Here is a 12,702-nt window from a genome sequence, read left to right as displayed (position 1 = left end):
CCAATCAGGGTTTCCCGCCATCGCCCCCTTTCAGCATCAACGCCGCTGCCTGCCCCGCATCGCTGTTGGGCGCCAGGGCCACCGCCCGCGCCCACGCGGCGCGGGCCTTGTCCATCATCCCGGCCAGTGCGGCGATATTACCCTCCTCATAGGCAATCGGCGCTTCGCCGGGGGCAAGCCGGACCGCTTCGGCGATATCCTTGGTCGCGCGGGCGACGTCGTTTTGCCGCCGCGCCAAGGTGGCCGACAGCAGCCAGGCCAGCGGATCGCCCGGAACCAGCGCCACCGCATGATCCATGTCGCTGCGCGCCGCCGCCAGATCACCCACCGCCACCTGCGCGCGCGCGTGATCCAGATAGACTTCGCCGCGCATCGCATCCGACATCACCGGCAATGCCAGCGCCCGATCGAAATGGTTGCGCGCCATCGCCGGATCGTCGCCGGCCAGCGCGGCGTTGCCCGCCTGCACCCACAAGGTCGCCGCCCGGCCGTCGCGCTGGATCTCGGCCTCGCGCGCCGCCTGTTCGAACGCCACCGCCGCCGGCCCCCACCGTTCCTGTTCGGAATAAGCCAGCCCCAGGCACATCCGCGCGGGCAGCCCGCCGCCGCCGGTGCGCCACGCATCGGCCTCGCCCACGGCCTTGGCCGGATCGCTTTTGGCCAGCGCCGCGCACGCCTCGAAGCGCTGCTGCGCGGCATCGGGGAACGGCGCAGACGAAGTTTGCAGCAGCAAGAACAAAGGCAGGATCACAGGCGCTCCACAAGATCGGCGACGGTGGCGATCAGCAGCGCGATATCGGCGTCGCGCGACAGGCGATGATCGCCATCCTTGACGAGAATCGTCTGCACGTCGGCTGAACGCAGCGCGATCGCCAGCCGGGGTGCCGTTTCCCACGGCACGTCCACATCCTTCTGCCCCTGCAGCAGGCGGACCGGCGCATCGATCGCGATCGGGCCACCCAGAAGCCGGTTGGCCTGCCCGCTTTTCCAGAAAGCCAAAGTGGTGAGATAGGGTTCATCGGAATATTCCGACGGCTCCTCGATCCGGCCATCGCGGCGCAACCGCGCCACTTCCATCTCGCTAAAGCCCCATTCGGTGAAATCAGGCGCGGCCGCGATGCCGACGAGGCCCACCACCTTCACCGGCCGCGCCAGTGCCACCAGCAGCATCAGCCAGCCGCCCATCGACGATCCGACCAGCAGCATCGGCCCGTCGATCAGCCGGTCGATCAGGTGCAGCACGTCATCGCGCCAGCTGGTCAGCGTGCCATCAGCAAAGCGCCCGTCGCTTGCCCCGCAGCCGGCATAATCCAGCCGCAGCATCGCGCGGCCCGCCTGTTCGGCCCACGCATCCAGCGCGGTCGCCTTGCCGCCGTCCATGTCGGACATGTAGCCCGGCAGGAAGACGATCGTCGGCCCCGTGCCCTTGCGATGGCGAAAAGCGAGGCGCAGCCCATCGGCGCGCGGCAGAAAATCGGGTTCGGTCATCGCCCACACCTAGCGCGCTTGCCCTTTCGCCGCCATCGCGGGCATAAGCGCGCACCGTCTTATATTCTCTTGTCCAAGGATCGTTTCGCCGATGGCCGCAATGCTCAAGATCAGCCTTCCGGATGGGTCCGTGCGCGAAGTCGCGGCCGGCACCACTCCGGCGCAGATCGCAGCGGATATCGGCCCCGGCCTCGCCAAGGCGGCGATCGCCGCGCGGGTCGATGGCGAACTGCGCGATATCATGCGCCCACTCGACGCCGATGCCAGCCTCGCGCTCGTCACCGCCAAGGACGAGGCCGACGCGCTCGATCTTGCCCGTCACGATTATGCGCATCTGCTGGCCGAAGCGGTGCAGCGCCTGTTCCCCGGCACGCAGATCACCTTCGGCCCGTCCACCGACGACGGCTTTTATTATGATTTCGCGCCCAAGGATCGCCCGTTCACCGATGATGATCTGCCCGCGATCGAAGCCGAGATGCGCAAGCTGATCGCCGCGAACAAGCCATTGCGCCGCGAAGCCTGGTCGCGTGAGGCGCTGATCGCGCGCTGGGCGGCCGAAGGCGAAACCTTCAAGGCCGAATGGGCCGCCGAATTGCCCGAAGGCGAAGAACTGACGGTCTATTGGTCGGGCGATGAGTGGTTCGATATGTGCCGCGGGCCGCACCTCGCCTCCACCGGCCGGCTCGATCCGACCGCGTTCAAGCTGACGCGCGTGTCCGGCGCCTATTGGCGCGGCGATCAGAAGAACGCCATGCTCAGCCGTATCTACGGCACCGGCTGGCTCAACAAGAAGCAGCTCGACGCGCATCTCCTCCGGCTGGAAGAAGCGGGCAAGCGGGATCACCGCAAGCTGGGCGCCGAGATGGACCTGTTCCACCTCCAGGCCGAAGCGCATGGCAGCGTCTTCTGGCACCCCAAGGGTTATAGGATCTGGCGCGAGCTGGAAGCCTATATGCGCCGCGCGATCGACGGCGCCGGCTATCGCGAGGTCAAGACCCCGCAGGTGATGGACGCCCGTCAGTGGGAACAGTCCGGCCACTGGGGCAAATATCGCGAGAATATGTTCGTCATTCCCGACGAAGTGCCCAACATCGACGATGAAGGCCCGATCGTGTCGGCCGATGCCGACTGGATGGCGCTGAAGCCGATGAACTGCCCGGCGCACATCCTGATCTTCCGTCAGGGGATCAAGTCGTACCGCGATCTGCCGTTGCGCCTGTACGAAAATGGCTGCTGCCACCGCAACGAACCGCACGGCGCGCTCCACGGGTTGATGCGCGTCCGCCAGTTCACGCAGGACGACGCGCACATCTTCTGCCGCGAAGACCAGATCGTCGATGAAGTGCAGGCCTTTTGCCGCCTTGCCGACCGGATCTACAAGGATTTCGGCTTCACTTATTCGATCAAGCTGGCCCTGCGCCCCGAAAAGCGGTTCGGCACCGAAGAAATGTGGGATCAGGCCGAAGCCGAACTACGCGATGCCGTCGTTCGCGCCGGTCTCGCCACCGATGAATTTGGCTGGGAAGAATTGCCCGGCGAAGGCGCCTTTTATGCCCCCAAGCTCGAATGGCACCTGACCGACGCGATCGGCCGCACCTGGCAGGTCGGCACGATTCAGTCGGATCGCGTGCTGCCCGAACGGCTCGACGCCAGCTATATCGGCGAGGATGGCGAACGCCATCGCCCGGTGATGCTCCACCGCGCGATCTTCGGCTCCTACGAACGCTTCATCGGCATTTTGATCGAACATTTCGCCGGCAAGCTGCCGGTGTGGCTGGCCCCGGTGCAGGCGGTGGTCGCGACGATCGTGTCCGACGCCGACGATTATGCGCGCGAAGCGCTGGCCAAGCTGAAAGCGGCCGGAATCCGCGCCGAAACCGATCTGCGCAACGAAAAGATCAACTATAAGGTGCGCGAACATTCGCTGGCCAAGGTTCCGGCCCTACTGGTCGTCGGCAAGCGCGAGGCCGAAGAAGGCACCGTCGCGATCCGCCGTCTGGGCGAACAGGCGCAGGCCATCCTCCCCCTCGACGAAGCTATCGCGATGCTGGTGAAGGAATCGACCCCGCCCGATCTGGGCTGAAACCCTGCCGGCCGGCGTCACCCCGGCCGGCGAAACTCGCACAGGCGATAGCCATCGTCCTGTCCGCGCGCCGGAAACAATATCTGTCGCGCCAACGGCCATGACGGCCCGGCAGGTGCGCCGATCGTTGCGGGGCAATGGCCCGGCATAACGCGCAACGCCCGGTCACGGCCCGGCTCGGGGGTGCTGGGCAATTGCCTTATCCCGGGCGCCAGGGCGAGCAAACGGCGTGTCGTTTCATCGATCGCCATCCGGTCCGGCGCCTCGGCCACCCATGCCGCCGCCGCCCGCTCGATCCGACGCGAATCAAAGGCCCACCATCCGATCAAGATCCCGTTGGTGAGCAGGATCAGTATGATCGCGATGCCGATCGCGCGGCCGGCGTGCCAGGTGCGGGCGGTGATAATGCCGATAATCGCCGCCCCGCACGCCGCAACGGGGATGAACATGCGGGGCTTGGGATCAATCGCCAGGGCATAGGCAAGCGCCCCGAAATAGACGATTCCCGCGCCCAGCAGCCATAAAGGCGCGGTTCCGATCATCCCATCGGCCACCAGATGCCGACGATGCAACACCATCAGCACCAGCGCCACCAGCAAGGTCAGCCCGATCTGCGGATCGGCGAGCAGGTTGAGCGCCCCGTCGATCGTCCAGTGGACATCGATACCCATCGTCCGCTGCCACGCCGCAATGAAATGCGGATTGAACAGCGGACTCTGCTGAAGATCGATCCCCGGCGGCAATTCCGTGGTCGGCAGGCGGGTATGGCCAAGCGCCAGTTTCCAGCCGAACACCGGATCGCCGGCCACCAGCCAATAACCCGCCATTTCGGCCACCAGCAACACGCCCCACCCCGCCAGCAAGGGCGCAATCAGCCGCTTCTGGCCACGCGCGAACAGAACGACGATGATGATCGGCAGCAACGCGGCGGCAGTCGTCCGGCTGAGGGCCGCCAGACCCAGCACCAATCCGGCGGCGATCGCCCAGCCGCGCCCGCGCACCGTCGCCCGGTCGAGGCAGCATAGCGCCGCCATCATCAGGCCGAACTCGACGATACCAACGTTCAGCCCCAATATTTGCCCACCAAACACCGGCGTCGCGACCAATACGAAGCCCGCGAGGCCCGCCGCCGCCACGCCGAAATGTCGCGCGATCATCGCCCAAAAGGCAAACAGGCCCAGCAACCCAAATACCAGCGGCGCCAGCCACAGCACTTCGCGGCTTTCGCCGAACAGCGCGATCGCGGCCGCCGTCGGAACCGTCAGCGGCAGGCGCCCGGCCCAATGGGTATCGGGCAGGCAATAACCGTGCGCGACGATGCAGCGCGCCGCCTCCAGATAATGCCAGTCGTCACCGCCCCCGCCGATATAGCCGACCGGGTTGATCCAGATGAGCAAGAGCAACAGACCCAGCGCCGGCAGGATAGACCATGAATGGCGGGCCGCCGTTGCCGAGGCGCACGCTGGCCATGATGCCACGCGGATCGAACCAGATAGATCGTTCATGCCGGCAATGCCTATCGCTTATCCCCGCCAGCGGCTACGGCTGGCGGCATGACCGACGCTGACATTGCGCTAGCCCTCGCCCTCGCCGATGCGGCCGGGGCGGCGATCCGTCCTTATTTTCGCGCCCGTTTCGACGTGGAAACCAAGGGTGATTCCTCCCCCGTCACGCAGGCCGATCGCGCCGCCGAAGCCGCGATTCGTAGCGTATTGGAGGCCCAGCGCCCCGCCGACGGCATCATCGGCGAAGAATATGGCAATGTTCGCGAAGGGGCCGATCGCCTGTGGGTGCTCGATCCGATCGATGGCACGCGCAGCTTCATCGCCGGGCGGCCGATCTTCGGCACGCTGATTGCCTTGATCGAGGGTGGGGTTCCCGTGCTGGGGGTGATCGATCAGCCGATATCCGGCGAACGCTGGATCGGCGCCACCGGCCGGCCAACCACGCTCAACGGCGTGCCCGCCAGCACGCGCGCCTGCCCGACGCTGGCCCAGGCGCATCTCGCCACCACCGCGCCGCATCTGTTCACGCCGGCGGAAAAGGCCGCCTTCGAACGGGCCAGAGCCGCTGCGCGCGATACGTTGTGGGGCGGCGATTGCTACAATTATGCGCTGCTCGCCTCCGGCCATCTCGATATGGTCGTCGAAGCCGGGCTTCAGCTTTATGATCTGGCCGCGCTTGTCCCCGTGGTCGAAGGCGCTGGCGGCGCGATGCGCGACTGGGCGGGCGGCCCGCTGACCCGCGACAGCAGCGGCCAGGTGATCGCGGTGGGCGATGCGCGCCTGCTCGATCCCGCGCTGGCCGCCCTCGCCGGCTGAGGCCATAAAAAACACCGGGCGACCTGCGTCACCCGGTGTTCGTGCGAACCGGCCAGTGCCGGCGCATGATAAGGTCTTAGCGCCGCCCGCAAAGGGCAGCGCCCGGCGCTTACTTGGCCTTGTCGGCCTTATAGGCTTCGATCGCGTCGAGGATGATCTGCTTGGCTTCGGCGGCATCGCCCCACGCGCCGATGCGCACCCACTTGTTGGATTCCAGATCCTTATAGTGGGTGAAGAAATGTTCGATCTGCTGCATCAGGATCGCCGGCAGATGTTCCTTCTCGTCGACCTTCTCATAATAAGGGAAGGTCGCATCGACCGGCACGGTCAGCAGCTTTTCGTCGCCGCCGGCTTCGTCTTCCAGCTTCAGCACGGCGATCGGGCGCACCTTGACGACGCAGCCCGGAATGAAGGGCGAACGCGCGACGACCAGCGCGTCGAGCGGATCGCCATCGGGCGACAGCGTGTGCGGCACGAAACCGTAATTGGCGGGGTAGCGCATCGGCGTGTGCAGGATGCGATCGACGAACAGAGCGCCGGATTTCTTGTCGAACTCGTACTTCACCGGCTCGCCGCCGACGGGCACTTCGATGACAACGTTCAGGCTCTCGGGCGGGTTATCGCCGGTGGGGATGAGTTCGATGTTCATGGTGCGGCGCAATAGTCGCCCTTTGTGACGGGTCAAGCGACAGTTGCGGCTTTTTTTGTCCTGTCGTTGCATTCGCGCGTCCATCTCAGGCGATTCTGGCGTCAATCGGCAACAGGATGCGCCGAATCACATGTCAGGGACCGCCGCGCGTCCCGAATCGGGCTGAAAAAGCCGTTCCCACTTTTACGGGAACTGCTTTAGAGGCGCGATCCATGAGCAAGGTCTCCACGCCACAGGCAATTCGCGGCACCCAGGACATGCTGGGCGAGACCGCGCAGCGTTTCACCCGCGTCGTCGAAACATTCGATCGCGTCCGCCGCCTCTATGGCTTCGGCCGGGTCGAGGTGCCGGTATTCGAAGCGACGGCGGTTTTCGCCCGCTCGCTCGGCGAAACCACCGATGTCGTGTCCAAGGAAATGTACAGTTTCGAGGATCGCGGCGGCGATTCGCTCACCCTGCGGCCCGAATTCACCGCCGGCATTTCGCGCGCCTACCTCACCAATGGCTGGCAGCAGCACGCGCCGTTGAAGGTGGCAACGCACGGCCCCCTGTTCCGCTATGAACGCCCGCAAAAGGGCCGCTTCCGCCAGTTCCATCAGCTCGACGCCGAAGTGATCGGCGCGGGGGAACCGGCCGCCGACGTCGAACTGCTGGTGTTCGCCGATCAGTTGCTGCGCGAACTCGGCGTCAGCGATGGTGTCACGCTTCAGCTCAACACGCTGGGCGATGCTGAAACGCGGGCCGCGTGGCGCGATGCGCTGGTGGCGCACTTCACCGCGCACCGCGATGCCTTGTCCGAAGAAAGCCTGGAACGGCTGGTCAAGAATCCGATGCGCATCCTTGATTCCAAGGATCCACGCGATCGCCCGGTGGCAGATGCAGCGCCCGTGATCGACGATTTCCTGACGGCCGAGGCCGGCGCCTTCTTCGATTCGGTCCGCACCGGGCTGGATGCCGCTGGCGTTGCCTACACCCGCAACGGCGCGCTGGTGCGCGGGCTGGATTATTATCGCCACACCGCGTTCGAATTCGTCACCGATCGGCTGGGCGCGCAGGGCACCGTGCTCGGCGGCGGCCGTTATGACGGATTGATCGAGGCGCTGGGCGGCCCGGCCACTCCCGCTGTCGGCTGGGCGGCCGGGATCGAACGGCTGGCGATGCTGATCGATGCCCCCGCCGCCGAAACCGTCGATGTCGCGATCGTCCCGATGGGCGCTGCGGCCGAAGTGGCGGCAACCGGCATCATCGCCACCCTGCGCCGCGCCGGCATCGCCTGCGACATGGCGTATAAGGGCAATATGAAAAAGCGGATGCAGAAGGCCGACGCCCGTGGCGCGCGCTTTGCCGTCATTCTCGGCGACGATGAACTGGCACGCGGCGAGGCATCGGTGAAAAATCTCGCCGATGGCAGCCAGTGCGCTGTCGCCATCGCCGCACTCGCCGAAACGCTCGGCGCCTGATGGTCTCGATCCCCCCCGCGCGGATCGCGCAGATCGAGGCGCGTCGCGACGAGCTTCAGGCGATGATGGCGCGTGGCGATCTCGCCGCCGATCGCTTCGTCGCCGTGTCGAAGGAATATGCCGAACTGGAACCGGTGGCCGCCGCCGCCGGCGAAGTGCGCCGCCTGCGCGCCGAACTCGCCAACCTCGCCTTCATGATCGACGATCCGCAAGCCGACGCCGAAATTCGTGAAATGGCGCAGGACGAGGCCGCCGATATCCGCGCGCGCCTGCCCGATGCCGAACGCGCGCTCGCCATCCGCCTCCTGCCGCGCGATGCCGCCGACGAACGCGCCGCGATGCTCGAAATCCGCGCCGGCACCGGCGGCGATGAAGCCGCCTTGTTCGCGGGCGATCTGTTCCGCATGTACCAGCGCTACGCCGAAGATCGCGGGTGGAAGGTCGAACTGATCTCCGCCAGCGCCGCCGAACTCGGCGGCTATAAGGAAGTCGTCGCCTCGGTCACGGGGGCCGGCGTGTTCGCCCGGCTCAAGTTCGAAAGCGGCGTCCACCGGGTGCAGCGCGTGCCCGCCACCGAAAGCGGCGGCCGCATCCACACATCGGCGGCCACCGTCGCGGTGCTGCCCGAGGCGGAAGACGTCGACGTCCAGATCGACGACAAGGATCTGCGGATCGACGTCTATCGTTCGTCCGGCCCCGGTGGCCAGTCGGTCAACACCACCGATTCGGCCGTCCGCATCACCCACTTGCCCAGCGGCCTCGTCGTCATCCAGCAGGATGAAAAGTCGCAGCACAAGAACAAGGCCAAGGCGTTGAAAGTCCTGCGCACGCGCCTGTACGAGCAGGAACGCGAACGGCTGGCCAGTGCCCGCGCCGGCGAACGCAAGGCGATGGTGGGATCGGGCGATCGATCCGAACGGATCCGCACCTATAATTTCCCGCAAGGCCGCGTCACCGATCACCGCATCAACCTGACCCTCCACCGCCTGTCCGAAATCCTCGAAGGGCCGGGGCTGGATGAACTCGTCTCCGCGCTGATCGCCGAGGATGAAGCCGCGCGGCTGGCGAATCTGGATGCCGCCTGATCAAGTGGGCGCGGCGCTGGCCGCCGCCGCCCGGCACCTCGCCCCAACCAGCCCGACGCCCCGGCTCGACGCCGAATTGCTGATGGCCCATGCGCTGGGGTGCGCGCGCGATACGATGCTGCTCACCCGGCAGGGCGATGCGGCACCGGCAGGGTTCGCCAGCCTCCTCGCCCGCCGGGCGACGGGCGAACCGGTCGCCTACATCACCGGCACACGCGCCTTCTGGACGATCGACCTGTCGGTCGGCCCCGGCGTCCTGATCCCCCGCCCCGACAGCGAAACGCTGATCGAAGCCGCCGTCGCCCATTTCGGCGAGGCCGGACCAGCCAATATTCTCGATCTCGGCACCGGGCCGGGCACCTTGCTGCTCGCCGCGCTGGCCGAATGGCCCCGCGCCCAGGGGCTTGGCATCGACGCGTCCGAAACGGCGCTCGCATATGCCGCGAGGAACGCGGGCGCCCTGGGGCTGGCGGATCGCGTACAATTTCAGCTGGGCGATTGGGCCTGCGGCATCACCGCCCGGTTCGATCTCATACTGTGCAACCCGCCTTATGTGGAGACCGGTGGCGCCAACATCGGCCCTGGCGTCGCCGAATATGAACCGCACTCAGCCTTGTTCGCCGGTGCCGACGGGCTGGACGATTATCGCCGGCTTGCGCCGATGATCCCCCGCCTGATCGCGCCGGGCGGAATCGCGGCGATCGAGATCGGCCACACCCAGGCCGCCGCCGTCACGGCGCTTTTCGCCGCGAAAGGCGCGCATTGCACCGTCGCCGCCGATCTGGGCGGGCGCGATCGCTGCATAATCGTCCACGGCTGAGGCCAGATCGTCATCCCTTCGCATATTTCCACTTGGAATCCACCCGGCGAGCGCCTACATCGGCCGTAGGACTGGGGGCTTCGTACTGAGCACTCGGCTGTCAAAGCCCCCGCCGACCCCCGATGGCTTTGCCGCGTTGTCCGCTCTTCGGCGGCGCCGGTTTCGCGATAGGCGGTTGCGCCGGCCCTTCGCGGCAGCGCACCTGCTGTGTCGCACCCACCGGGGACGGTTATCCGTAAGGTCCGGGACGGGCCCGGATTTGGAGTGGCGACTAGCGACCACCAGTGACGAAGGCATCGAAACGTTGATCAACAATCGTCAGAACGGCCGCCGCCGTGGGCGCGGTGGCGCGCCTCGGCAGAATAGCGGCAACGGCCAGGGCGGCAACCGGATCGATAACCGCGCACGCGGCAACGCCAGCCAGCTCCACGAGAAATACAAGACGCTGGCGCGCGACGCGCAGACCCAGGGCGACCGGGTCATGACCGAATATTATCTTCAGTTTGCGGACCATTATTTCCGCGTTCTGGCGGAAAATCGGCCGCGTTTCGAAGAACAGCAGCGCCGGGATCGCTTCGACAATGGCGATTTCGACGAAGAAGACGGTGAATTCGAGGCCGCGAATGGCGACCGCGACGACAGCCGCCAGCAGAATGAAGGCGGCGAACGCCCGTATCGCGAGCAGCGCGGCCAGCGCGAGGATCGTGGCCAGCGCGACGACCGCGCCCCGCGTGACAATCGTGGCCAGCGTGACGATCGCGGCCCCCGCGAAGACCGCGCAGCCCGGGATGATCGCGCCCCGCGTGAAGACCGCGGCTACCGCGACGATCGTGGCCCGCGCGAGGAACGCGCCCCCCGCGAGGATCGTGCTCCGCGCGAAGACCGCCGCCCCCGCGAAGTGCGCCAGCCGCGCGAGGACGCTCCGGCGCCGGCCGCTGTCGATCCAACCCCCGAGGCCGAGGCCACATTCGTGGCCGAAGTGGTGGCCGACGAAGCCCCCCGCCGCCGCGGCCGTCCCCGCCGGACGCCCGTCGCCGAAACCGGCGATGCGCCCGAGCGGATCGAAGTCGATCGGCTGCCGCCGTCCTTTTCGCTGACGAGCGAGGCGGAAGCCGCCGAACCGGCCACTGAGGACAAGCCCAAACGGCGCACGCGGCGCCCGCGCGCGGATGCGGCACCGGAAGCCTCGGCTGCCGACGCCTGATCCGGGCTACAGCCTCTGATACTATCGAAAGCCCGTCGTCCCCATGGACGGCGGGCTTTTCCACAGGCGCGGGGCTAGCCGCGCAACGCGTCGCCCAGCGGGACGCCCGTAACCGGATAGCCCTGATCGTCACGGATGCATAAAAACGGTTCGCCCATCCGGTCCTCCACCCACGGCGTGACGGGTTCGATCACAAACTGCGCGACATGCGCCTCGGCCGCCGCGAAATCGGCCAGCAGCGCCAGCCGTTCCAAATTGCGCTGGGTGGGGAATATCACGCGAAAGCGCCCGTCTTCGGCCCCGGCCAGCGCATCATCCGCCGAAATCCACAGCGCGTGGACACTCTCGCCGCCGTCAGCCAGCGGTTCGGCCGCTGCGGGCGCCAGCGCCAGATAGAATTGCGTGTCGAACAGCCGGGTTTCCTTGAAATTCGGTCGCCAGCGGGCAAAATGAACCAGCGCCGCCAGATCGAGCGTCCAGCCACCCGCCGCCAGCAACGCGCCAAAATCGGCCCCTTCGCCCAGCGCCTCGCGCAGCGACGCCACCGTGGCGGCATCGGGCGTCGGGTGGAGACCGATGGCAATGCCCACTTCCTCGATCGTTTCGCGAATGGCCGCGATCCGCGCCGCCGCATCGGCCATGCCATTCGTTCCGATCACCGCCGGGTTGGCGGCAAGCGCATGATCGCCGGGATCGATCCGCCCGCCGGGGAACACCAGTGCACCAGCGGCAAACGCCATCGTTCCCGCTCGTTCGAGCATCAGCAGATCGGGCGGCGCGCCTGCCCGTTCGCGCAGCAGCACCAACGTCGCCGCCGGGATCGCCGGGGCCATTTCCTCACTCATGCAGGTTCGTCGCCATCAATATGATAATAGGTCGTGAACAGGGCCATCGCCTCGCTCACCAGCGTGTCGCGCGGTGGCAATGCCAGATCGCCCGGTGCGCCAAACAGCGCACGGGTCTGCGCCCCGTGGATCACCAGGCCGAAAAAAAGGTGCGCCGCCAGCATGGGATCGGGAATAACCGCCCGGCCGGCGGCATGCCAGTCCGCCAGCAACCCCGCGACCCGTTCGACAGATGGTATATGCCCATTTTTGTACACGCTTTGCGCAAAGGCCGGATCGCGCAAGGTTTCGCCCATCACGATACGCATCAAGCCGGTGATTTCGGGATCGGCCATGCCGTCGAGCAGCAGATCGGCGATCGCGCGCAAGATGGTTGCCGGCGCACCCCCGGCGGCAAACGCCGAATCGATCCGATCCCGCGTGTCGAACCGCTGGCTGGCGACAATGGCCCCCAGAATGCCCGATTTTCCATCGAACAGCGCATAGAGTGTCGCCAGCGAACCGCCCGATTTCTTGACGATCTCCGACAGGCTGACGGCATCGTACCCGCGTTCGACGAACAACGCGCGCGCGGCATCGATGATCGCCTGCCGTCGCCGTTCCCGGCGGCCGCCATCGGCCCTTGGTTCGCACTCATCGGTCGTCACATCTGTCGTCACGCGAATATCTCTCCGGCGTTGTGCGCCGCATCATTCTGGATTGACGTGTATTGTATCTTACATTACACCAATAACCACAAGTGCAATC

At 66.5% G+C, this 12,702-nt stretch carries 12 protein-coding genes; 6 read left to right on the top strand and 6 right to left on the bottom strand.

The window, feature by feature from the left end; genetic code table 11:
- Positions 1-4: 4 nt before the first annotated feature.
- Together KC8_RS12830 and KC8_RS12825 are read right to left on the bottom strand one after the other, a co-directional pair.
- Complete coding sequence (locus KC8_RS12830) at positions 5-751, bottom strand: tetratricopeptide repeat protein (RefSeq protein ID WP_010123029.1); 747 nt, start codon at positions 749-751, stop codon at positions 5-7.
- Positions 748-1,488 (bottom strand): alpha/beta fold hydrolase, encoded by a 741-nt coding sequence (locus KC8_RS12825; RefSeq protein ID WP_010123030.1) that lies wholly within the window; start codon positions 1,486-1,488, stop codon positions 748-750. The genes KC8_RS12830 and KC8_RS12825 overlap by 4 nt, the downstream gene beginning before the upstream one ends.
- A gap of 91 nt (positions 1,489-1,579) precedes the next feature.
- Here KC8_RS12825 and thrS point away from each other — a divergent pair, with 91 nt between their 5' ends.
- A complete protein-coding gene (thrS, locus tag KC8_RS12820) occupies positions 1,580-3,571 on the top strand; it encodes a threonine--tRNA ligase (protein WP_010123032.1) in 1,992 nt (663 codons plus the stop codon).
- A gap of 17 nt (positions 3,572-3,588) precedes the next feature.
- Here thrS and KC8_RS12815 read toward each other — a convergent pair whose 3' ends face one another.
- Positions 3,589-5,076 carry an ArnT family glycosyltransferase gene (locus KC8_RS12815; RefSeq protein WP_010123034.1) on the bottom strand — a complete coding sequence of 496 codons (1,488 nt, stop codon included), beginning with the start codon at positions 5,074-5,076 and terminating at the stop codon, positions 3,589-3,591.
- Between the two features lie 48 nt (positions 5,077-5,124).
- Between KC8_RS12815 and hisN the strand changes: the two genes are divergently transcribed.
- Complete coding sequence (gene hisN, locus KC8_RS12810) at positions 5,125-5,892, top strand: histidinol-phosphatase (RefSeq protein ID WP_010123035.1); 768 nt, start codon at positions 5,125-5,127, stop codon at positions 5,890-5,892.
- 109 nt (positions 5,893-6,001) lie between these two features.
- Here the strand turns inward: hisN and ppa are convergent, their stop codons facing one another.
- A complete protein-coding gene (gene ppa, locus KC8_RS12805) occupies positions 6,002-6,541 on the bottom strand; it encodes an inorganic diphosphatase (RefSeq protein WP_010123036.1) in 540 nt (179 codons plus the stop codon).
- 212 nt (positions 6,542-6,753) lie between these two features.
- Between ppa and hisS the strand changes: the two genes are divergently transcribed.
- The 4 genes from hisS to KC8_RS12785 all read left to right on the top strand — a co-directional run bounded on the left by hisS (position 6,754) and on the right by KC8_RS12785 (position 11,110).
- Positions 6,754-8,001, top strand: a complete 1,248-nt coding sequence (hisS, locus tag KC8_RS12800) for a histidine--tRNA ligase (RefSeq protein WP_029624194.1) — start codon at positions 6,754-6,756, stop codon at positions 7,999-8,001.
- The gene (gene prfA / locus KC8_RS12795; protein WP_010123038.1) at positions 8,001-9,086 is read left to right on the top strand and encodes a peptide chain release factor 1; all 1,086 of its coding nucleotides are present in this window, start codon (positions 8,001-8,003) and stop codon (positions 9,084-9,086) included. The genes hisS and prfA overlap by 1 nt, the downstream gene beginning before the upstream one ends.
- Complete coding sequence (gene prmC, locus KC8_RS12790) at positions 9,076-9,906, top strand: peptide chain release factor N(5)-glutamine methyltransferase (RefSeq protein WP_029624195.1); 831 nt, start codon at positions 9,076-9,078, stop codon at positions 9,904-9,906. The genes prfA and prmC overlap by 11 nt, the downstream gene beginning before the upstream one ends.
- A gap of 304 nt (positions 9,907-10,210) precedes the next feature.
- Entirely contained in the window at positions 10,211-11,110 is a 900-nt protein-coding gene (locus KC8_RS12785; RefSeq protein WP_010123041.1) for a DUF4167 domain-containing protein, read from the top strand.
- A 74-nt stretch (positions 11,111-11,184) separates the two neighbouring features.
- Here the strand turns inward: KC8_RS12785 and KC8_RS12780 are convergent, their stop codons facing one another.
- Positions 11,185-11,955 carry an NUDIX domain-containing protein gene (locus KC8_RS12780; protein ID WP_010123042.1) on the bottom strand — a complete coding sequence of 257 codons (771 nt, stop codon included), beginning with the start codon at positions 11,953-11,955 and terminating at the stop codon, positions 11,185-11,187.
- Positions 11,952-12,614 carry a TetR/AcrR family transcriptional regulator gene (locus tag KC8_RS12775; protein WP_232455531.1) on the bottom strand — a complete coding sequence of 221 codons (663 nt, stop codon included), beginning with the start codon at positions 12,612-12,614 and terminating at the stop codon, positions 11,952-11,954. Before KC8_RS12775 ends, KC8_RS12780 begins: the two co-directional genes overlap by 4 nt.
- Positions 12,615-12,702 lie beyond the last annotated feature (88 nt).

Source organism: Sphingomonas sp. KC8 (assembly GCF_002151445.1).
Classification (GTDB): domain Bacteria; phylum Pseudomonadota; class Alphaproteobacteria; order Sphingomonadales; family Sphingomonadaceae; genus Sphingomonas_E.
Note: the sequence above shows the minus strand (reverse complement) of the source record. Positions and strands in the feature narration are given on the sequence as shown.